The organism is Gelidibacter sp. (assembly GCF_035515035.1).
Lineage (GTDB): Bacteria > Bacteroidota > Bacteroidia > Flavobacteriales > Flavobacteriaceae > Gelidibacter.
Window position 1 is genome coordinate 1 of record NZ_DATJCA010000049.1, and the last position, 22,973, is coordinate 22,973.

Here is a 22,973-nt window from a genome sequence, read left to right on the forward strand (position 1 = left end):
TGCTGTTTCCAGAGTCCACTTCTTCATTAGCGGCTTCTATGATAGTTTCTGTAATGGCGACATCTTTATAAACATTCTGTCCTACATTTCTATCCAAGATCATTTTATAGTCCATTAACCCCTTGTAAATGGACAAAGCCACTTCATTTTGTCCTTTTGCCGAATTGAGATAAGCACCTTCCGGTTTGTAGGTCAAAAACCCTGTTTCCACCAAAATACTAGGCATATATGTATTATGCAATACCCAGAATCCCGCTTGTTTGACTCCCCTATCATTTCTTTTTAAGGTTTTGGTAAAGTTATCTTGTACCAGCCGGGCCAATTGGGTGCTTTGGTCAAGATATTCTTCTTGCATTAAAGTCAGACCTATAAAGGATTCTGGCGAGTTGGGATCAAATCCATCATAATGGGATTCATAGTTTTCCTCTAGAAAAATAACCTCATTCTCCTTTTTGGCAATTTCAAAGTTGCGTTGATTTTCATGCAGACCCAGAACAAAGGTTTCTGTCCCATGGGCACTGGAATGATGCGAATTGCAGTGTACTGATACAAACAGGTCTGCATCGGCATTATTAGCAATTTTCGCACGATCTCTCAGAGGCACAAAAACATCTGTTTTACGGGTGTAAATCACTTTTATATTTGGATGTTTTTCTAACGATTTGCCCACCGTTAAAACGATGTTAAGCGCTATTTCTTTTTCTTTATAACCATTTCCCACGTTGCCGGGATCATTACCACCATGACCAGCATCCAACACCACCACAAATTGACCTTTGTTTTTTTGAAAGGCCTGTGCAGGTGTTAAAAAACCAGTAAATAAACTGATACTTAATACGAAGATGTAATATAATTGCGTTCTCATAAATGTATAAACGTATAAAAAACTTGGTTTATTTTAATTATTAAATTTTGATTGAATAGTAATTAATCACAAAAAAATATATGTAATTTTGACTTTTCAAAAACCAAGCCATACTTTTACAAAAATACACTTAAAAGCGTTGCGTACAAAAAGCTTTCATATACTTTTTACCCTGAGTTTTACAGTGTTTATTAACACTTTGGGGTGGTCTCAAGACCTTCCAAAAACGCAAACGCCCATCTTACCAAAAACGGAAAATGATAGTATGAGGGTGTCCATTGACATTGACTCCCTCTTGACTCCCACAGCAACAATTAAGCAAACCGACAGCATAATAAAGGATACCATTCCAAAAAAGAAAGATTTCCTGGAAGCCGTTGTCAACTATAAAGCAAAGGATTACGTTTCGCTTAATCAACGATTAAAGCAAACCACCTTATATAACGAAGCCGAAGTGTACTACCAAGACATGGAGATTAAGGCAGGGATCATTGTTATTGATCATAATAAAAACCTGGTTTATGCCGGCCGTTTAAAAGATTCTGCTGGAGTTTATTCTCAGGCCCCTACTTTTAAACAAGGTGCCAACCTTGTAGAACCAGATTCGATTATCTTCAATACAGAAACCAAAAAAGCACTGATCTATAATTCAAAAACGGAACAAAGTGGTGGTTATATTATTGCAGATGTGACCAAAAAGGAAAACGATTCGGTTTATTTTATCAATCGCGGAAAATTCACAACGTCAGAGAACCATGATGATCCGGAGTTTTATTTTTTAATGCGAAAAGCCAAGATTGTTCCCAATAAAAAGGTGGTCACAGGCTTGACCAATATGTATATTTACAATGTACCCACCCCTATTGGGTTGCCTTTTGCTTTTTTTCCATTGTCACAAAAACAAACTTCAGGAATTCTTCTCCCTACCTTCGGTCAGGACAGTAGGCGTGGGTATAATCTGCAAAATGGAGGGTATTATTTTGCGATCAGTGATTATTTGGATTTGTCCTTGTATGGTGATTATTATACTAATGGAAGCTATGGTTTCCGAACGGAAAGCAACTATGCCGTCCGCTATAAATTTAGAGGAAATCTTGGAGTTAGATATGAGAGCTTAATCAACAGTGAGCGTGGCTTTCCAGATTATTCAAAATCTTCCATCTATAATATCCGTTGGTCACACTCTCAGGATGCAAAAGCGAATCCGAGTTCCCGTTTTTCAGCATCGGTCAACTTAGGAAGTAGTAAGTATTATCAAGAGTCTGTCAATCAAATGAATGCCTCTAACTTTCTGAATAACACTTTATCGTCATCTGTGTCCTATTCCAAATCCTTTATTGGAGAACCACAGGTCAATGTCAGTTTGACCGCCACCCATTCTCAAAACACAAGAACTCAACAGATTGATATGACCTTGCCTACTTTTCAGGGAAGTGTGAGCCGAATTTTCCCTTTCGCACCAAAAGTTGGCACTAAAAAAGGAATCATCAACAATATCAATTTTCAATATAATGTCAATGCACAGAATAGGATAAGAACTACAGATTCACTTTTCTTTAAAGCAGAAATGTTTGAGGATGCTAGAGTTGGCGTGCAGCAAAGTATTCCTATCTCTACGAACTTTAAGATTTTTAAACATTTTAGTGTTAGTGCCAATACAAACTTTCAGGAAAATTGGACATTGAACACGATCAGAAAATATTATGATCAAGAAGAAAATACCGTGTTAAAGGAAGATCTGACAGGATTTGACAGTTTTAGGACCTATAATTTCAGCACCAGCATTGGTACGACCATTTATGGGATGTTCAATTTCCAAAAGCCAGGAAAGGACACCAAAATTAAGGCCATCCGACATATCATGAGGCCTTCCATAAGCTATAACATCAATCCGGCATTTGATGAGTATTATGATTCCTTTGATTATATTACAGCCAATGGCGATTTGACTCGAGCGGAATACAGTAGGTTTGAAGAATCCCTTTATGGCGCACCAAATAAAAACTTCTCAAGTTCGATGGGCTTTTCATTAGGTAATAATTTTGAGGCCAAGGTAAGAGATAAAGATTCTACCAAAACTGAGCCTAAAAAAATCATTTTACTGAATAACCTAAACTTGTCTTCCTCTTATAATTTTGCAGGCGATTCTTTGCAATGGAGTCCGGTAAGGGTTTCCGGTGGAACTCAGTTATTAGACAATAAAATGAACGTCAATTTTGGAATGACCTTAGATCCATATGCACTTGACAACAATAACCGACGTGTGGACAAATTTAACATCAACAATGGTGGAAGTTTATTCAGGTTAACCTCGGCCAGCTTAAATTTAAGCTATTCGCTAAGCAGTACTAATTTTTCAGGACGAAAAGAGCCTGATCAAAGAGCCATAGATGAATCTGTCCTTAGCGGTGGGCGTGCGGATGATTTATTTGGAAAGCCGCAAAATCTGGCCGATCAACGCATGGACGACGATGATCGAGACCGAAGTAAAGAAGAAAAATCGGAGTTCTATAATTTCACGATTCCTTGGAGTTTGCGCGTGGCGTGGGCAGTAAACTATTCTAACAGTGCAAGACAAAATGAGATCTCATCTAATTCCTTGATGTTTTCAGGAGATATAGATTTGACGCCGCGTTGGACGGTGGGTGTCTCCTCGGGATATGATTTTAAAAACCAAGGTTTTACCTATACGCAACTTAGGTTTGAACGTGATCTCATGAGCTGGAGAATGAATTTTAGTTGGATTCCATTCAGTGAGCGAAGTTCTTGGAACTTTTTTATCGGAATTAAATCAAGTATATTAAAGGATATCAAATACGACAAACAACGTTCTCCTGACAAAAGACTATAAGTAAGATATTCAATTTGGAAGATTAAAATAAGAACACCCAATTCAGGGAAAAAATAAAACACAATTCATATGAAAACAATCATCAACACACCAAATGCCCCTGCACCAATAGGACCTTACAACCAAGCTATCTTAACGGGAAATACCTTATATACTTCGGGACAAATAGCTTTTGATCCAAAGACCAATGAACTTGTTATTGACTCCATTGTTGCAGAAACCAAACAAGTTATGGAAAACTTGAAAGCCGTTTTGGCTGCAGCGGATATGACGTTTGAAAATGTTATTAAATCGTCAATATTTATCAGCGATATGAACAATTTTGGACAAATCAATGAAGTTTATGGGGGGTATTTTAATGAAGCCACTGCTCCAGCAAGAGAAACGGTAGAAGTAGCCAATCTTCCTAAATTCGTGAATGTTGAAATAAGTATGATTGCGGTGAAATAATCCTAAAGTTCACGAACACATCATAAAAAAAGCAGTGTCGTTGTTGTAAAACTGACACTGCTTTTTTTTATTAAATGCCCTCAAATGGAGTTTAATTCCCGAGGTGGTGATTCGATTTTCAACTTAGCTTTTGAATTTTCTGGTATGATAATCCACCAAACCTTCAATAGGTCGGCGTACAAAATTTCCTGCTTTGAAACCCATTTCTTCCGCTATTTCAATGATCTGATCTTTAGCGAAAAATGCTATTGATCCGGCAAAATGAACGGGAACTGTTTTCACTTCTTCCTTAAATTGGAAGATCATGTTTTTTGCAAAGATCCGCATCCCTTCCTTAATCATCTCCTGGATATAAGTTGAATCTATATTGAGAAAGAGGAATTCCGCAAAATTAGCTAAATAAGCGTTAGGACTTGGTTGCTTATAGAGATTGTATTTGATGTAATCGGCATCCAAATTATATTTGTCCGCAAAGGATACTTTGATCGCTTCTGGCATATGATTAAAGTAATAATCACGCACCAATTGCTTGCCAAAATAATTGCCTGAAGCATCGTCCATTAAGGTATATCCCAAGGATTGTATGCGCTGGTCTATTTTTTCGCCATCGTAATAACTGCAATTTGAACCGGTACCCAAGATGCAAACTATTGCTTGTTCATCATCATGACTTAAAGTAGCTCTTACGGCAGCCATGGTGTCTTCTGTAACTTCAACTTCTGCATTTACAAAAATGTCTTCAAGCACTCGTTTAAGAAGTAATTTTGGATTTTCAGTTCCGCAACCGGCACCATAAAAGAACACATGAGTTACGTCGCGCTTGATCTTTGTCAATTCCTCACTCTTTCTTATAATCTTGTAGAGTTTCTTCTCCTTAAGAATTTCTGGATTCAAACCCCCGGTCCTTATTTTTTCCTGAATTTGATTTCCGTTATGATCTACTGAAATCCAATCGGCTTTTGTAGAACCACTATCAACTATTAATATCATGTGTTTATTGAATGAAAAAAATCCGTATAAGTTCTAATCTATATAAATATAGAGACCCTACACGGATTGATATGGGTTAATTATAAAGAATGGATATGTTCTGCCAATTCAACCAACTTGGTAGAATATGCAAATTCATTATCATACCATCCAACTACTTTGAAGAATCTTGAATTTAGCTCAATTGACGCATCGGCATCAAATACACAAGTGTTTGTTTCTCCAACAAAATCTTGAGATACCACCAACTCGTCAGTATAGCCAACCACACCTTTCATGTCGCCTTCTGAAGCATCCTTAAATGCTTTTTTAATCTCATCCAAAGAAGTTTCTTTAACAGTTCTTACGGTTAAATCCACCACCGAAACGTTGGCAGTTGGTACGCGGAATGCCATTCCTGTTAGTTTTCCATCCAATTTAGGAATTACTTTTCCTACAGCTTTTGCAGCACCGGTGGATGCAGGTATAATGTTCAATAACGCACTTCTACCTCCTCTAAAATCCTTTTTAGAAGGTCCATCAACCGTTAACTGTGTCGCGGTTGTGGCATGTACTGTGGTCATCAATGCCTCTTCAATACCGAAATTATCATCCATAATTTTCGCCATTGGAGCCAAACAGTTTGTTGTACATGAGGCATTAGAGACAATTTTATCTGAAGCTTTCACTTCTTTATGGTTGACCCCCATAACAAACATTGGGGCATCTTTACTTGGTGCAGAAATCACCACTTTCTTGGCGCCTGCCTCAATATGGTAATTTGCGGCTTCTAAAGTGGTAAAAATTCCAGTACAATCAGCAACAACGTCTGCTCCTACTTCATCCCATTTAAGATTACGTGGATCTCTTTCCGCAGTTACACGTATCGTTTTTCCATTCACAACGAGATGGCCGTCTTTTACTTCCACCGTACCATCAAATCTACCGTGCACAGAATCATATTTCAATAAATACGCTAAATGCTCAACTTCCAATAAGTCATTAATTCCTACTATTTCTACATTTGGTTTTTTTAAGGTTGCTCTAAATACAATTCTTCCTATTCTTCCAAAACCGTTTATTCCTAATTTTAAATTTGACATTTTTTATATAATTTATTAATATTATTATTCTTGATTTTTATTCTACGCTTTCATTCTTCATCCATGAAACACAAGATGACCAAGTAAGTTTTATGTGGTCATAATTTCTGACACGCGTAGTAATTCCCGATCAATTTTTGATTTTCCTTTGACAGCCTCTCTTAAATGGGTTAGTTCCATTTTTTCATTGAGTAAACCAACCATATAATTCGTTTTTCCTTCCAACAATGTTTCTACCGCCTTTACGCCCATTCTACTGGCCAAGACCCTATCAAAACATGAAGGCGCTCCACCACGTTGCATGTGGCCTAAAACAGAAACCCTAACGTCATATTCGTCCATATTGGCTTCAACATAATCTTTTAGCTCAAAAACGTTTTTTCCAATTTTATCACCTTCAGCCACCACTACAATACTTGAAGATTTTCCTGAACGTTTACTTCTGTGCAGAGATTCCAAAAGACGCTCAAGACCCAAATTCTCTTCAGGAATCAAAATTTCTTCTGCGCCTGCACCTACTCCAGCATTCAATGCGATGTGCCCCACGTCGCGTCCCATAACTTCCACAAAAAATAAGCGGTTATGAGAACTTGCGGTATCTCTGATTTTATCAATGCAGTCCACTACGGTATTTAATGCCGTATCAAAGCCGATGGTATGTGTGGTTCCGAAAATATCATTGTCAATAGTACAAGGAATTCCAATAATCGGGAAATCATATTCCTTATTGAAAACCAATCCGCCATTGAATGTTCCGTCTCCGCCAATAACAACAAGCGCATCAATATTGGCATTTATAAGCTGGTCATGAGCAAACTTTCGGCCTTCAGGAGTCCTGAATGCTTTTGAACGTGCCGATTTAAGAACGGTTCCGCCTTTGTTGATAATCCCTTTGACACTACGGGCATCCATGGACTTAAAATCACCTTCCATTATACCTTCGTATCCACGATAGATACCTACACATTCTACATTATGATAGGCACAGGTTCTGACTACAGAACGAATGGCCGCATTCATTCCTGGAGCGTCGCCTCCCGAGGTCATAACCCCAATTTTTTTTATGATTTTTGACATTTAAATTTTTTAGTAAAGTAAAATTACTAAACAAATATTATAATAATGGCGGGATTTATGATATTTTATAGGGTAATATGAAATTCAATCGATTTCGTTAATAACTAAATGGAAATTGTTCAAAAACAGATGGTTTAATTTTCCTTCTCCCCAGCTTTCTTCTTCATTTTTACATATTCTGGAAGCGGATTTTCTTCTCTTGTGCCTACATTTTTAGTTTCAACGGCCTTGTTGTCTTTTCTGTTTTTTCCTGAAAAGATGATTCTTAACAGTTCCCTGAAGGTATCGAATTCTACATTATAAGATAATCCAACGCCTTGGGTATAGCCAATTTCTTCACCAAAATTCCGAATATTATTTTCTCTGTTAAAAAATTTGGCAGATAAAGTCCCGTCTTCATTCAGCAAGAGTTCTATTTCAGCATCGCCAGCAATAACCGTTTCATTGACACCACCAATGGGCACCCCAACCTTTCCGTTAAACAGTACACGATCGCTAATTTTAGTGCTTAAGGTCAGTCCCAAACGATCATCTGACCTGTAATCAGGTGTCTGCTCTCCCGCTTGAAAATTAAGGCCTAATTTCAGCTTATCATCATCACTTGAAAGCAAGTCGTTAAACAAACTGTTTACACGATCGGCAATGGTTCCATACGCTTGTTGGCCTAGACTGATTTCACTCGCAAAAGAACCTGTCGCCAAGAGAAAAAGTGCTTGGTTTTCTCTGCTTTCCTTGGTTTCCAGTCGGTATTCCAATTCTGATCTTACGGTGGAGCTCGCATTTGGAAATGCCAAGTTAAAATCTGGAGTGGGCTGTTCTAACTGTCCTGACAGGTTGATTTCTACATTTACCGGTATACTTCGGTTAATTGGATTATCCAACAACACCGATGGATTGGCCTCTGTTTTGTAAATGGCCTTTAAATTAATTTGCGCCTTTAAGGCATCACCTTCCCAAATAATACTGCCTCCAGGTTCAACGACCAAATTCTTTTGAATCAAACCACCATAAGAGAAGTTATAAATGCCCTTGAACACTGAAAAATCACCCCACATTTTGAACTTTCCATTGGTATTGATTTCAAACAACAAGTTACCCTCTCCACTGCCCTGAATGGTGCTCCCGGAGCTTCTGTCAATAACAATCTCAATATCTGCATTCTGGTTGACGTTCAAGTCAAACTTTAGCTCCAAACCTTTCACCTGGGTCTCCGTTATGATTTCTCCTTTTAAACGGGCGGCTTTTTCTTCTGGACTTAAAAAGTGGATATACGAATTGTCTCCAAAACTTTCCACATCATTAAGAGGAATCTTAAAAACTGTACCTTGTGAAGTACTGCCGTCCACCTCAATCACCAACTGATCTGTTGGTCCATAAATGCTTGCCGTACCGTTCATAAATGCCGTTCCATAATAGAGCGCATCTTCAGCATCTTCAGTGTTTAAAACCAATAATCTGTTGGTATCAATATCCAAACCTAATTTCCAATCGGAAAAATTATGATGAGACATAAATCCGTTCAATGTTGCTTTTGAAAAGAATTCGGAATCTGTAAGGACCACGTCATTAAAAACAAATCTTTGGTCTTTTAAAGTGACTTCTGAATCAAAGTCGAACGCATAATCTACATTCAAATACGGTATGGCCAAACCTGCATTATCCAAAATCAGTGTGCCTTCAATTTGCGGTTTTTTCAATTCTCCAGAAACCGAAACTTCCCCTGATGCCAATCCTCGAATATTATTGATGACATCCGCACCAAAAACATTGAGCGGTTCCAAATCAAATTCATCAAATGAGATGTCCAGATCAATATTGGAATTGGTTGCGCTAACGTCAATATTTCCCTTGACGTCCAATGATTTCAAATTGTCATTCCTTAAAAGTAAATCCACAGTATAATTGGTGAGCGATTGGTTCCCCACAATATCCGCCTTTAGATCACCCAGCATATACTCATTAAACGTGAAATTTTCAATGCTCAAGTTTGAATCTGGGACATACACGCCGTTTTGTTGGAGGATATCCAGTTTACCGTTTAAAATGCCACCAAAACTAAGACTATCTAAAGTGGGCGTCACTTTATTGAGATCCACGTCAATAAAACTGAGCTTGATATCTTTATAAGTAGAATCCCGTAACATACCTGAAAGTTGAATTTCTTCATCTTTATGACTGAAAACGAGATCAGAAATGTTGAACTCACTGAAATCTCTATCAAAAGCTACTTTATTAAGCTGGTCTTTTTCTGCATTTATAACCCAATCATTCTCCTTAAGGGTGATATTAGACCTCTTAAAACCAACCACAGATTTATTGTCTTCATCAATCGTGTAAAACAAGCTTAAATCGTAATGGTCGTTATTTTGTTTTCCTCCATTAAATTCAGATTTGATAAACAGTGTGTCCCTTACCGTAACGTTGATGAGATTGAATTTTGAGACGTTGTAAAACTTGGTGTTGATGGAATCTATCTCTATAAAGGTGTTAAAAAGAGGATTTCCGTTATCTATTGTGACCTGAATATCATTGGCAAAATAGTCGAGCAATTTTATTTTAGGTGAATTGAAGGACAAATTAAATCCGCGTTGATCACTCTCAATACGTCCCTTTACAAATGTGTTTTTACCAAGCTCTAAATCATGGTAAAACACTTCGACGATTTTATTATAGATAGTAAAGTTAAAGTCAAGATATTGATCGGTTTGAACTTTATGTGGAACATAATTGGTATAAATACTTCCTATGGAGTTTTTTACCAGGTTACCAATGTCCTTAAACTTAAAGATACCACTCACCTGTCCCTCAATAATATCTGGAGAATTGATTTCAACAAGGCGTTCATTATCAATGAATCTTGAAGTGATTTCAAAATCATCAAAATAGTAGGTGTCGTTTTGATTGGTATAGGTTGTATTATTGAAATTAAGTTTACCGTAGGCGTCATCAATATTTGAGCCATCCATATCCATCATAATATCACCAGTAAAAATGGAGATACTGTCTTTTCTAACAAAGTTGAGCGCTCTTAAATTGGCGTATTCAACTTGCGCAATAAAATCGAAAGAGCTGACTTCTTTTGACAAATCTGCCAACCCGTTGAATTTAAATTTCAAATTTTCATCCTGAGAAACTAAATCGCCATTGAATATTTTATTCCCCAATTGTCCAGAAATATCGATATTTCTATAGTTGTAATTATTATAATTAAGACTAAAAACATGCCCTTTAATATTGGTCTTTAAATTCTCTAACGTAAAACCCTTTCCGTCTACTTCCATGTCAAAGGTGGTTTCTTTTATATTTGGATCGTTCAAAATCTCTCCAAGATCAAAATCTTCAATAACCACATTACCTTTATAACTAGCGTTGTCAATATCATTAAATCGCAATAAATTGAGATTGGATTCAATATGTCCAAGTGCTGTATTGATCTTTAAATCGGCAACAATGTCAGTGGATGTAATTTTAGTTTTTCCGTAAATTGTAAAACCACCCAACTTTGAAAAAATGCTCGGGATGGAAGCGCCCAAGACATTTGGCATGAGTGATTTTAAATCGTAATAGTTGGATGAAAGATTGCTAAAATCGCCATCCATTTCAAAAGTATTACTCTCACTATTGAATAAGTTCTTAAAGTTGATATCGCCATAAACCTTCGTTTGACTGCTGGTATTGAGTCTCAGGTTCATCATGGTCAGGTCATTAAGTGTCCCACTCAAATTCACGCTGAATCTTGCATGATCCTCAACCCCAAATTCATTATAAAAGGTATTCAATTCATTGAGCATGACATCAGAATCCTTAAACGTGGCGACAACTTCAACTTTATTGGTAAAATCCTGTAAATCTTCACGCTTGTACTTAAATGTCAAATCGCCATTTAGAAAGGAATTGGGTGTGGTTATGGAAAGATCCGCAAAGGTCATATGATCTAAAGTGTATTCAAAATCGGTAACCATATTTTTCACCATCAATCCCCTGCTGTCTTTAAAAGTGAGGGTATTAATACGTGCACTCACATCGCTGGCATTGATCAAAAAATTGGTAGCATTAAGGTTCAGATTGTTAAACTCAAGAATTGTAGCATTTTCCTTGTTGTCATTGATCATTCTAACGGTACTTCCATAAATGGACACATCGCTAGAAGAAAGTAAAAAGTTACTCTTATCAGGTCTCGGATTGTCCTCCTCAAACCGCGCCACAAATACATCCAAATTAGTCTGTTCTTCACCTAAATAAGTTCTGATATTAAACGTTAAACCTCTAACATCAATATCACCAAAGGTTAATTTATTATTATAAAGATTTCTGTAACTGCGAATTGAAGTATTCAGGGTTTCAATCCCTATTAAAGTATCTTGTTTATAATCTTCAATATAAATACCTTTAACTTCCACATCGCCATTAAATCGAAGCCCCACTTTGTTGATATAAATATGTGTACCATAATCATCATTGATGCGTTTGGTCACTTTTTTGCCCAAAAAAGTTTGAACAGGTGGAATAGAGAGAACCAGCACCAAAATGATGAATAGCAATACAATTATTGCCACAATTTTGGATGCTATTTTTAAAAGTTTTTTGATGCGTTTTAAAAGTTATAACTTTGAAGTCAAAATTAACAATTATTGTGCCTAATTCTTACTAATGGCAACACAAAATATTTATATTCTTGCAATTGAGTCTTCATGTGATGATACTGCAGCCTCTGTAATGTATAACGGTAAAATCCTGAGTAATGTTGTAGCGGGTCAAAGCATCCATGAAGCTTATGGTGGCGTCGTGCCTGAATTGGCTTCACGAGCGCATCAACAAAACATTGTTCCGGTGGTTCAACAGGCTCTAAAACGCGCTAATGTTGACAAAAACCAACTGCATGCTATTGCGTTCACTCGTGGCCCCGGATTAATGGGGTCTTTATTGGTGGGCACGTCGTTCGCTAAATCGATGGCTTATGGCCTTGACATTCCATTGATTGATGTCAATCACATGCAAGCCCACATTTTGGCACATTTTATTGATGAAGATGGATTTAACAAACCTCCTTTTCCATTTTTAGCGATGACCATTTCTGGTGGACATACGCAAATAGTAAAAGTCAACTCTCATTTTGACATGGAAGTTATAGGAGAAACCATTGACGATGCTGTTGGTGAAGCGTTTGATAAAAGTGGAAAAATTTTGGGATTGGGATATCCGGCCGGTCCTGAAATTGACAAACGCGCAAAACTGGGCAATCCAAAGGCGTATAAATTCACCAAACCTAAAGTGGAAGGTTTGAATTTCAGTTTTTCAGGATTAAAAACGGCCATTCTTTATTTTATTCAAAAAGAAACCAAAGCAAATCCAAATTTTATTGAGGAGAACTTGAACGATATTTGCGCCTCGATTCAATATACAATCATCGGAATTTTGATTGATAAATTGAAGCTCGCCTCAAAGCAAACGGGAATCAATCATATTGCTATTGGCGGAGGCGTTTCAGCAAATACCGGCATTAGACAAGCATTGAAAGATGGTGAGGCCAAATTTGGATGGACCACGTATGTGCCCAAATTTGAATTCACTACAGATAATGCTGCAATGATTGCCATAGTTGGATATTTGAAATTTCTTGAAGGCGATTTTGCTCAACAAGATATCACGGCATCCTCTCGACTCAAAATTTAATACGACTGAACCCATACTTCAATGCAATTATTTTATAATCCTGATATTGACGAGAGCACTTCGCAAATTTCATTTTCAAAAGATGAAAGCAAACATATTGTAAAGGTGCTTCGTAAAAATAGTGGAGATGAACTCCAGATTACCAATGGGAAAGGTTGGTTATTTGTTGCTGAAATCACCAATGCCGATATTAAAAACTGTGTGGCGTCCATAATTTCCAAAGCGTTTGAACCGGCTCGTAACTACAAGGTCCATTTGGCGGTAGCACCAACAAAAATGAACGATCGCTACGAATGGTTTTTAGAAAAAGCCACTGAAATTGGCGTGGACACCATCACTCCATTTATTTGCGATCACAGCGAGCGCAAAGTTGTTAAAATGGATAGATTTGAGAAAATCCTTCAAGCGGCCATGAAACAATCCTTACATTATTATATGCCCGTATTAGAAGAAACCGTTTTATTTAAAGACTTTATAACGCATCCATTCAACGGACAGAAGTTTATTGCACATTGTGAAGAAACAGAACGTACTTCTTTAAAAAACGCTTTGCAACCTGAAACTGATGTACTTATTTTGATTGGTCCTGAAGGTGATTTTAGTTCTAATGAAATCAAGGCCGCAGTGGCCTCAGGATTCACACCTGTTACTCTCGGTAACACTCGTTTACGGACAGAAACTGCCGCTATTGTAGCCTGTCATAGCATTGCTTTTGTAAATGAATGAAAACTTGACTTAATAGATGTAAACTAGTGTAGTTATGGGTGTTAAATAAAATAAATCAACATTTGCAATCGGTATGTATAAGTTTCAATTCATGTCATATTTTTAAACCGTTTTTATTTCTATTTTTGGAGGATGAGATTTAGTGTGACCATATCAAAGCATCTTTTCGCCATTTTATTTTTTGCAATAAGTACAACTTCATTTTTGCAAGCACAGGAAATTGCCGTATTAAAGTATAAAGGTGGTGGCGATTGGTATGCCAACCCTACCTCCTTGCCTAACTTGATTTCTTATTGCAATCTTAATATCAATACTAAAATCAATCCCAAGCCCGAAACGGTGGAACCTGATAGTCCCGATATTTTCCAGTTTCCTTTTATTCATATGACCGGACACGGGAATGTGTTTTTCAGTGAGAATGATATTGAAAATTTAAGAAACTACCTTTTTTCTGGTGGATTTTTGCATATTGATGACAATTACGGGATGCAGCCTTACTTGGTAAAGGAACTCAAAAAATTATTTCCGAATAAGGATTTGGTCGAATTACCAAAAACACATCCCATTTTTAGTTCGGCATTTAAATTTCCTGAGGGATTGCCTAAAATTCATGAACATGATGGCCAACGACCACAGGCATTTGGCATTTTTGAGAATGATAGATTAGTCCTTTTATTTACTTATGAAAGTGATTTAGGAAACGGCTGGGAAGATGAAGAAGTGCATAACGACCCATTTGAAGTCAGAGAAAAAGCGTTAAAAATGGGTGCTAATATAATTAAGTATGTCTTTGAAAACTAAGCGGGTTTTGGGCTTTTTGATGTTGTTAGACACGGAAGTCACTAAATATCACTAATTTTTGGATGAATTGATTAATTTCACTATTGCCAATGAAGTCAGGACGTGCAGTTACCTTTTATTTATTGCCATGTTGCCAAGCCTTAATTCCTATTATACAGCTGTCCTCGTAAGTTAACTCATAACAAAACATATTCGCCAACTCCAAATCAACAATCGTAAATACCATTCCTATGCAGCTCACCCATTACAATTCTAAATTTACTCCTCACACCTTTCCCATCACCTTGGTTTGTGAAAACGTCACCAATGCGGCAAATATTGGTAGTTTATTTAGAACTGCAGATGCTTTTGGAATTGAAAAATTGATTTTTTGCGGTACTCCGATCCCTTTTGGAAGGAAGATGGGGCAAACTTCAAGAGCGACAGAAAAATATGTCAATTTTGCATGGGATGAAAACCCCGAAGAAGTTCTCAAGAATTTTAAAACACTAGGATATCAAATTATCGCATTAGAAATTACCGATTCCAGCACACCTCTTATCACTATGGATTTGAATACCCAACAACCGATAATTTTATTAATTGGTGATGAAAATTTTGGGATTTCTGAAGAACTATTAGAACTGTCAAATCATACCGTTCACATAGATATGTTTGGACAAAATAGCAGTATGAATGTTGTACAAGCGACTAATATTGCACTTTATGAAATTACAAAACAATTAAGAGAGAAATAATTTCATAAATTTATGAGCCATGATAACTAAATTTTAATTACGTTAATTTATCTAGCAACCGCGTCCTAATTTTGATTTATATTTAAAAAATGAAAGCAAAAACGATTTCAAAAGGTATTTTACAAGCATTAGCTGTTGTATTTGGCATCATTATTCTACTATTCTTCCTTTATAAAATACAATCCTTATTACTTTATTTGTTTATAGCCGGGATTATCTCACTTATTTTCAGGCCTGTGGTTTATTTTTTTAAGAATCGGTTGAAATTAGGAAAAAACTTATCCGCTTTTATAACGCTTTTATTGATAGGAGGATTTTTTGCTTTGATTTTATGGCTTTTTGTTCCCATAATTGTAGAGCAGAGTAAAAATATTTCAGAAATAGATTTTGAAATGGTCAAAACCGATTTGAATGAACTGAGCATTCAAGCAAGTGAATATTTGGGCGTGGAAAAGATCAACATCATAGAAGCTGTCAAACGTACAGAATTTGTTCAAAATTTTGACTCTGAGTTTGTGGTGAGTTTTGTAGATGTTTTTGTGAATAATATCGGTAAATTTCTCATAGGAGTGTTTTCAGTTTTATTCATTTCATTCTTTATGCTAAAGGATGATCGAATGATTTCCAACGCCGTGGCCAGTTTTGCCGAAGAAGGAAAAGAACGTCGGTTTTTAAGAGTTTTGGATAAAGCGAAAGAGCTGTTGTCTCGATATTTTATAGGACTAATGATTCAAACCTCTATTATGGGCGTTTTCTATTTTTTGTTATTATTAAATTTAGACGTTAAAAACGCCTTGGCCATTGCAGTTATTTGTGCATTCCTCAATATTGTGCCGTATTTGGGGCCTCTTCTTGGTGGCGTAGTCATGATTTTGGTGGTGGTCTCTAATAATCTAGGCGTTGATTTTTCAACAGATTTATTACCACTTCTTTTCAAAGTCCTGATTGGGGTGACTATTGCGCAATTGATTGACAATCTCTTTTCTCAGCCTATAATTTTTGGAAAAAGTGTGCGTTCCCATCCGCTAGAAGTTTTTCTTGTGATTATTATCGGAGGCTTGATTTTTGGGATCCCTGGAATGATCATTGCCGTGCCTTTTTACACCACCTTAAAGGTTATTTCAAAGGAATTTCTATCAGAATACAAAATCGTTAAGCAATTGACCAAGAATCTATAAGTGTAATAGCTAATATTGCATTTAAATTTTATGCGATGAATTCTGCCATTTTAGATCCTGATGTCCAAAATTACATCAATCAAAATCTTAAAACAGACCCCACAGTCCTGATTTTAAAAGGTGTTACATTCCCTGAAGTTAGCGCGGCAGAAGTTGTTGAACAAATTGAATCCAAAAGCAGATGTGAAAAAAAACTACCATCTTGGTTCCAGCAGTCCAATATTTACTACCCAAATAAACTCAATATTGAACAAACTTCATCAGAACTTACCGCCAACTATAAATCGCGTTTAATTTCGGGAAATACATTAATTGATCTTACAGGTGGATTTGGCGTTGATGCCTATTATTTTGGAAAAGTTTTCAAACACGTGACACATTGCGAACTAAATGCTGATCTCAGTAAAATGGTCACGCACAATTTCGACATGTTTAATGTGAATAACATCACGACAATTTCTGAAGACGGCATCTCTTTTCTTCAAAATACAGAAAAAAATTATGATTGGATTTATGTCGATCCTTCTAGACGTCATGATAGTAAGGGCAAAGTGTTTTTTCTAAAAGATTGTCTTCCAAATATTCCTGAACAATTAGACATATTATGGTCACGTTCAAAAAATATCCTCATAAAAACGTCCCCGTTATTGGATATCAGCATTGGTCTGAATGAATTGGTAAATGTGAAGACCATCCATATCATTGCAGTCAATAATGAGGTCAAGGAATTGCTATGGGTTTTGGAACATGGGTTTACTGGGAAGGTGAAAATCACCACTGTTAACCTAAAAAAAGGCGGTGATGAACAATTTGAATTTTTACACGAAGATGAAGCCGAAGTTGAGATTATCCACAGTGAACCACTCATCTATCTCTACGAACCAAACTCAGCTATTATGAAATCTGGTGGGTTCAACTCTTTGACTGAAAGTTTCGGCGTGACGAAACTTCATAAACATTCCCATCTATATACTAGTGAAAAATTGATTGCATTTCCAGGAAGGACATTTAAAATAGAGAAAGTAGTGCCGTATAACAAAAAGCAAATAAAAAAGCTCAACATTAAGAAGGCCAATGTAACGACACGAAATTTCCCGGATACGGTTCAAAATATTCGGAATGCATTTAAAATTAAAGATGGTGGCGATGATTATCTTTTCTTTACTACGGATATCGACAATGAGAAAATAGTTTTAATCTGCAAAAAAAATGATTAATAAAAGCCACTTGAAATTGTTTAACAAAAAAATGAGTGGTCTTTATTTGTATTTCAGATAAATATTTTCCAATGTTCTCGTGCTATAAGAAATCCAATTAAATCATATTAAAGACTGGTCCAAGTAGGACATATATAATAATGAATAAGATGATGGTACCAATACATCCGCATTTACCACCTCCTAATTTTTTCGCTCCCCAACCTGCAGCAAGCGCTCTGAATAGATTTTTCATTGTTTTAGATTTTAAGTTTTAAATATAATTCTATTTAAGAATCGAGGTGTGCGCTAAAACTAAAAATCATATCTCAAATACAGATTTCGCAGTAAAACCATAACAAACGGCAGAATCCACCGTTCTTTTCGTATTCAATCCTGTAAATTCACTGAACGCTGGAAGTATCAAGCGGTGTTCAGAAACTTCATAACAGGGAAGTTTAATAAATACTTTTCCCTTACCCTTAATTGTCACTCCAGGATGGGTATGCCCTGAAATGCAAAAAATATCCTCGCCGCAGTGCCGTTCGTCATGTACAAATCTGATTGAACCAACATCTTTGTGCGTTTTGAAAACCGTAATTCCCAACGATTCGTAAAAACTATTCGTTAACCTGTCGTGATTACCTTTTATAAGCTCAAAATTAACCATCTGATAGTCTTGTAGGAAATTTTGGAACTGGTTAATATCAGTATTGTTTTCGGCATGGAAAAGATCGCCCACAACTAAAACCGTTTTTGCTTCAAAATGATCGATCAAACCTTTCAACCTGGTCAAGTCATTGTCCAAAATAGCTGAGGGAATAGGAATTCCCGCCTTTCTGAAATGTGCCGTTTTGCCAATGTGCAAATCCGATACGACCAACGTTTTCTCCTTCTCCCAAAAAAGTGCACGTTGATTGGTAAGGGTCAAAACTTCATGTTGAGCCGTAATGTCTTTGGTAATAATTCTCATACTTGCGTTTGCTTCAACACCTCGTCTCGAATCCTTTTAATGCGGGCATCCAAATCCTCACTGGTTAAGGATTGGCGTAAACTGTCCACTTTTATAGGGAAACTTAATGGGGTGAAAGATTTTGCAAATTTAAGGATAAGTTTACTTTTGGAAATACGTTCAAAGGCCTCTTTTAACCGGACTTCTTCCAATTGTTCATTAAAAACTTCGGTGTAGGCTTGGCGCAATAATAAGTTTTGAGGCTCGTAATCTTCCAAAACCCTGAAAATCAATCCTGAAGAGGATTGCAAGCTTTTGTTGTTTTTCCGCGTTCCGGGTTGACTTTGAACCACCAAACCTGAAATAACGGCAATATCCCTAAACTTACGGGACGCCATTTCTGAGGCATTGATACTACCAATAACATCTTCCATTAAATTTTCTTTAGATAAAAGCTCCTTTATCGTATCCTCATTAATGGGAATGGCCTGATCACTCAACAATTCAAAGCCATAATCATTCATGGCAATGGTAAAGGTCAAAGGTTTGATCAAACTTAAACGGTAAGCAATCAAAGCCGCCATCACTTCGTGGATCAATCGGCCTTCAAAGGGGTACATAAAGACATGATGCCCGTCTTTGGTTTCAATCATTTCGATTAAAAATTCGTCCTTTCCGGGGATGTGTGAGTTCTTTTCCTGTTGCGAAATCAGCGGATGCAAAAACTTTAGTTCTTTTTCTGTAGTTTTTGGATGTAAGGATTCTGACAGTTTCTCGCGCAGATAATGACTTAAATAAGACGATAATGGTAAACGTCCACCCAGCCAACTTGGCGTAATTGCTGATTTTCGTTTACTCCGTTTCACCAGTACCGTCATGTCTTTTATGGTGATCATTTCCAAAACGCGACCCGCCAAGATAAAGTGATCGTTGGGTTTCAACTTTGAAATAAAATATTCTTCAACCATACCAATATAACCTCCCGAGAAGAATTTTACCTTTAACATGGCATCACTGACTATGGCACCTATATTCATCCGGTGCAGCATAGATATCCGCTTACTTTTTACTTTGTACAGCCCATCCTCATCCAAAATGACTTTGTGGTATTCTTCGTAAGATTTTAACGTATTCCCGCCTTCTGTTATGAAATGCAAGGCCCAATGCCAATCGTCCGGCGTCATATAATGAAAGGCGTGCACTTTTTGAATGGCTTTAAAAAGCTCTTTCTCATTAAAACCTTCGCCCACTGCTAGGGTCACTAAATATTGAATCAGCACATCAAAAGTGAGCACCATCGGTTCTCTGGCCTCAATACGTTTATCCTTTACGGCTTGTTTTAGTGCAGAAGCTTCAATCAATTCCAACGAATGCGTGGGCACAAAATAAATTTTAGAAGTTTCATAAGGTGAATGCCCACTACGCCCCGCCCGCTGCATAAATCGTGCGATGCCCTTTGGTGAGCCAATTTGGATCACGCAATCCACAGGTTTAAAATCTACGCCTAAATCTAGAGATGATGTGCACACCACTGCCTTGAGATGCCCGTCAGAAATAGCATCTTCAATCCAGTTCCGTAATTGCGCATCGATGGAGCCATGATGAATGGCAATCTGTCCCGCCAAATCGGGTTCAATCTTTAAAATTTGCTGATACCAAATCTCACTTTGATTTCTGGTGTTTGTGAAAATTAGCGTCGTGTTATTTTGGTAGATAATCGGAATAATTTTAGAAGCCATTTTTACACCCATATGGCCTGCCCAGGGCAAAACCTCAATTTCGTCGGGAAGCACGGTAATGATGTCAATCTTCTTTTTCTCTTTGGCAACAATACGCTTCGTTTTGATGTTTCTATAGGGAATCAACACCTTTTGCGCTTCATCTAAGTTTCCGATGGTAGCGGTTATTCCATAGATTCTTATGGATTTGGAAAGACTCAACAATCTAGAAACTGCCAACTCTGTCAACACGCCGCGTTTGGAACCCAACAATTCATGCCATTCATCTACGGCCACACAATGCAGACTTTTGAAAAATCGGGAATTGTTTTTTTGGGAAAATAAAATGTGAAGAGTTTCTGGCGTGGTCAACAATACATCAGGCATTAAACGCTCCTGTCGGCGCCGTTCCTTTTGTGGCGTATCGCCATTTCTAACTTCCACTTGCCAGTCCAAGCCAATTTCTTCTACGGCGATAGTCATCGCTTTGGCCAAATCTTTTGCGAGGGAACGCAGCGGACTTATCCAAAGCAATTTCATGCCTTTTTTATAGGCTTCTGGCTGATTGAGATAATCTATAACTACAGCCAAAAACACTGAAAATGTCTTTCCAAATCCTGTAGGTGCCACAACCATCCCGCTGTAGCCATTATGATATTGATTCCAGGTTTGCAACTGGAAATTGAAGGGCTTCTGCCCTTTTTCGCGCATCCAATCGCTAATAATTTGATAGCCTTGTGAGTCCTGAACGTTTTTCAAATTGGATTGATGATTAGTTGTTTTACTTGTTCAATGGTATCAATATCGGCGACGGTTTTATCGCGACGCCATCTTAAAATTCGAGGAAATCTTAAAGCTACGCCAGATTTATGCCGATTGCTCAAAGCAATGCCTTCAAAGGCAATTTCAAATACCAATTCCGGTTTAACGGTTCGAACCGGTCCAAACTTTTCGATGGCATTTTTATTGACAAATCGTGAAATTTCGGTTATTTCTACATCCGTTAGCCCTGAATAGGCTTTTGCCACCGTCACCAAACCCTCGTCTTTTTTAACTGCAAAAGTATAATCGGTATATTTTGAACTCCGTCTTCCACTGCCTTTTTGCGCATAAATCATGACGGCATCAATCGTTAGCGGATCGACTTTCCATTTCCACCAATCGCCTTTTTTACGTCCGGTATGATAAGGCGAATTTTTCTGTTTTAGCATCAAACCTTCGCTGTTGTATTCGCGTGCTTGATTCCTGATCGCATCCAATTCATTCCAATGATTGAAAGTGATGATCTCGGAAATTACGATTTGATTTGGCAAGGTTTCAGAAGTCAATAAATCAACTAAGATCTGACGTCTGTAAGTCAGTGGTTTTGTGCGAATGTCTTGCCCATTCCATTCGAGAACATCATATACGTAAAATCCAACCGGAATTTCTTCCAACATTTTTTTGCTGACATTTTTTCTATTCAGTCGTTTCTGCAGATCATTGAACAACAAAACAGCGTTGTCCTTGAGCGCTAAAATCTCGCCGTCAATCACAAAATCATCCTCAAATATCTCCATGGCGCTCACCAGTTCTGGAAATTGGCTCGTCACTAATTCCTCGCCTCTTGACCAGATGAAAATCTCGCCATTCCGTTTGACTATTTGACCTCTAATGCCATCCCATTTATATTCTACTTGCCATTGAGCAGGAATACCCAACTCCGGCAATTCCTTTTCCAAAGCATACGCAAGACAAAACGGATAAGGTTTGGAGTTATCATAATTGATGTGTTCTCCTTGGACCAAATCGTCAAAACTGATGCTGTTGATATCCCAATTTCCAATAATACTGTGCATGAGCTGATTCGCATCAATTCCAGAATATTTAGACAAGGCATTGACCAATGTTTTTTTGGACACCCCAATTCGGAAGCTTCCACCGATCAATTTATTAAAAATCAGTCGTTCTTGCATCTCCAAGCCTGACCAAGCATTGAGCACGTAAATCTTTTTTTCTGCATCAGTTTTTGGTCGCAAGGCAATCAATTCATCCATCCAATCACTCAAGGATTTTTCAATTTTATGGGTTGGGTCAGGCAACATGAGAGCGATGGTTTCACCTAAATCGCCCACATTGCTATAACTTTCTAAAAATAGCCATTCCGGATATCCGGTGATTTCCAGACACCATTGCCGCATTAAGGACGTTTTAACAGGTCGTGATGGACGTTTTCCCGTAAATAAAGTAATGATCCAGAGTTTGTCCTTTTCTGGAGCAACTTTCAGATAATCGACCAATGCATCAATTTTAGAATTGGTTTTATTGGTGATTTCAATGGCGCTGATCAGTTCCGAAAAATGCTTCATGAGATGTCCTGTTTTTCGGTTACTATTTCCTTATCACCGTCTTCTGAACCGTATTCCGTTTTCACTTCTTCCGATCGAATTCCAATTTCATTCAAATATTTTGAAAACGTTGCCTGACTCCCATGAGTGACATATACCGTCTCCGCTTCGGTGGCTTTTACGGCAGATAATAGACCATTCCAATCGGCGTGATCACTTACTGCAAATCCAGCATCCACGGCTTGCCAACGTCTGTTGCCTCTAATCTGCATCCATCCGGAACAAATTGCAGTAGCCGCATTGGGAATTTTTTTCAATAATTTTGATCCCAATAATCCGGGAGGCATGAT

The 22,973-nt window shown here is 37.4% G+C and carries 17 protein-coding genes and 1 pseudogene; 8 read left to right on the top strand and 10 right to left on the bottom strand.

Annotated elements, in window-relative coordinates; genetic code table 11:
• The coding region (locus tag VLZ86_RS04355) for an N-acetylmuramoyl-L-alanine amidase (protein ID WP_325449115.1) at positions 1 to 865 on the bottom strand (865 nt) is incomplete at its 3' end.
• An 88-nt stretch (positions 866 to 953) separates the two neighbouring features.
• Here VLZ86_RS04355 and VLZ86_RS04360 point away from each other — a divergent pair.
• Positions 954 to 3,716: a putative LPS assembly protein LptD gene (locus VLZ86_RS04360; protein WP_325449117.1), complete on the top strand. Its 2,763-nt coding sequence runs from the start codon at positions 954 to 956 to the stop codon at positions 3,714 to 3,716.
• A gap of 69 nt (positions 3,717 to 3,785) precedes the next feature.
• Positions 3,786 to 4,166, top strand: coding sequence for a Rid family detoxifying hydrolase (locus tag VLZ86_RS04365; RefSeq protein WP_325449119.1), 381 nt, complete (start codon positions 3,786 to 3,788; stop codon positions 4,164 to 4,166).
• Between the two features lie 123 nt (positions 4,167 to 4,289).
• Here VLZ86_RS04365 and VLZ86_RS04370 read toward each other — a convergent pair whose 3' ends face one another.
• The 4 genes from VLZ86_RS04370 to VLZ86_RS04385 all read right to left on the bottom strand — a co-directional run bounded on the left by VLZ86_RS04370 (position 4,290) and on the right by VLZ86_RS04385 (position 11,871).
• Entirely contained in the window at positions 4,290 to 5,156 is an 867-nt protein-coding gene (locus VLZ86_RS04370) for an N-acetylglucosamine kinase (RefSeq protein ID WP_325449121.1), read from the bottom strand.
• 80 nt (positions 5,157 to 5,236) lie between these two features.
• Complete coding sequence (gene gap / locus VLZ86_RS04375; protein ID WP_325449123.1) at positions 5,237 to 6,238, bottom strand: type I glyceraldehyde-3-phosphate dehydrogenase; 1,002 nt, start codon at positions 6,236 to 6,238, stop codon at positions 5,237 to 5,239.
• A gap of 90 nt (positions 6,239 to 6,328) precedes the next feature.
• Positions 6,329 to 7,315, bottom strand: a complete 987-nt coding sequence (gene pfkA, locus VLZ86_RS04380) for a 6-phosphofructokinase (RefSeq protein ID WP_325449125.1) — start codon at positions 7,313 to 7,315, stop codon at positions 6,329 to 6,331.
• A 134-nt stretch (positions 7,316 to 7,449) separates the two neighbouring features.
• On the bottom strand, positions 7,450 to 11,871 hold the full coding sequence (locus VLZ86_RS04385; protein ID WP_325449127.1) for a translocation/assembly module TamB domain-containing protein: 4,422 nt from the start codon (positions 11,869 to 11,871) through the stop codon (positions 7,450 to 7,452).
• Positions 11,872 to 11,965: 94 nt separating this feature from the next.
• Here VLZ86_RS04385 and tsaD point away from each other — a divergent pair, with 94 nt between their 5' ends.
• The 6 genes from tsaD (at position 11,966) to VLZ86_RS04415 (ending at position 17,647) form a co-directional block, all read left to right on the top strand.
• Positions 11,966 to 12,988, top strand: a complete 1,023-nt coding sequence (tsaD, locus tag VLZ86_RS04390) for a tRNA (adenosine(37)-N6)-threonylcarbamoyltransferase complex transferase subunit TsaD (RefSeq protein WP_325449129.1) — start codon at positions 11,966 to 11,968, stop codon at positions 12,986 to 12,988.
• A 21-nt stretch (positions 12,989 to 13,009) separates the two neighbouring features.
• Positions 13,010 to 13,714 carry a 16S rRNA (uracil(1498)-N(3))-methyltransferase gene (locus VLZ86_RS04395; protein WP_325449131.1) on the top strand — a complete coding sequence of 235 codons (705 nt, stop codon included), beginning with the start codon at positions 13,010 to 13,012 and terminating at the stop codon, positions 13,712 to 13,714.
• 132 nt (positions 13,715 to 13,846) lie between these two features.
• The gene (locus VLZ86_RS04400; protein ID WP_325449133.1) at positions 13,847 to 14,515 is read left to right on the top strand and encodes a DUF4159 domain-containing protein; all 669 of its coding nucleotides are present in this window, start codon (positions 13,847 to 13,849) and stop codon (positions 14,513 to 14,515) included.
• A gap of 230 nt (positions 14,516 to 14,745) precedes the next feature.
• Positions 14,746 to 15,252 (top strand): TrmH family RNA methyltransferase, encoded by a 507-nt coding sequence (locus VLZ86_RS04405; protein ID WP_325449135.1) that lies wholly within the window; start codon positions 14,746 to 14,748, stop codon positions 15,250 to 15,252.
• 89 nt (positions 15,253 to 15,341) lie between these two features.
• Positions 15,342 to 16,430: an AI-2E family transporter gene (locus tag VLZ86_RS04410; protein WP_325449137.1), complete on the top strand. Its 1,089-nt coding sequence runs from the start codon at positions 15,342 to 15,344 to the stop codon at positions 16,428 to 16,430.
• A gap of 35 nt (positions 16,431 to 16,465) precedes the next feature.
• Complete coding sequence (locus tag VLZ86_RS04415) at positions 16,466 to 17,647, top strand: THUMP-like domain-containing protein (RefSeq protein ID WP_325449139.1); 1,182 nt, start codon at positions 16,466 to 16,468, stop codon at positions 17,645 to 17,647.
• Between the two features lie 97 nt (positions 17,648 to 17,744).
• On the opposite strand, the gene VLZ86_RS04420 is transcribed toward VLZ86_RS04415, so the two are convergent.
• The 5 genes and pseudogenes from VLZ86_RS04420 to VLZ86_RS04440 all read right to left on the bottom strand — a co-directional run.
• Entirely contained in the window at positions 17,745 to 17,882 is a 138-nt protein-coding gene (locus tag VLZ86_RS04420; RefSeq protein WP_325449141.1) for a hypothetical protein, read from the bottom strand.
• A gap of 66 nt (positions 17,883 to 17,948) precedes the next feature.
• Entirely contained in the window at positions 17,949 to 18,599 is a 651-nt protein-coding gene (gene pdeM / locus VLZ86_RS04425) for a ligase-associated DNA damage response endonuclease PdeM (protein ID WP_325449145.1), read from the bottom strand.
• Positions 18,596 to 21,055: a ligase-associated DNA damage response DEXH box helicase gene (locus VLZ86_RS04430; protein ID WP_325449147.1), complete on the bottom strand. Its 2,460-nt coding sequence runs from the start codon at positions 21,053 to 21,055 to the stop codon at positions 18,596 to 18,598. The genes pdeM and VLZ86_RS04430 overlap by 4 nt, the downstream gene beginning before the upstream one ends.
• The gene (locus VLZ86_RS04435; protein WP_325449149.1) at positions 21,052 to 22,644 is read right to left on the bottom strand and encodes an ATP-dependent DNA ligase; all 1,593 of its coding nucleotides are present in this window, start codon (positions 22,642 to 22,644) and stop codon (positions 21,052 to 21,054) included. The genes VLZ86_RS04430 and VLZ86_RS04435 overlap by 4 nt, the downstream gene beginning before the upstream one ends.
• A pseudogene (locus tag VLZ86_RS04440) lies at positions 22,641 to 22,973 on the bottom strand (DNA ligase-associated DEXH box helicase); the annotation flags it as partial. The pseudogene VLZ86_RS04440 and the gene VLZ86_RS04435, both read right to left, overlap by 4 nt.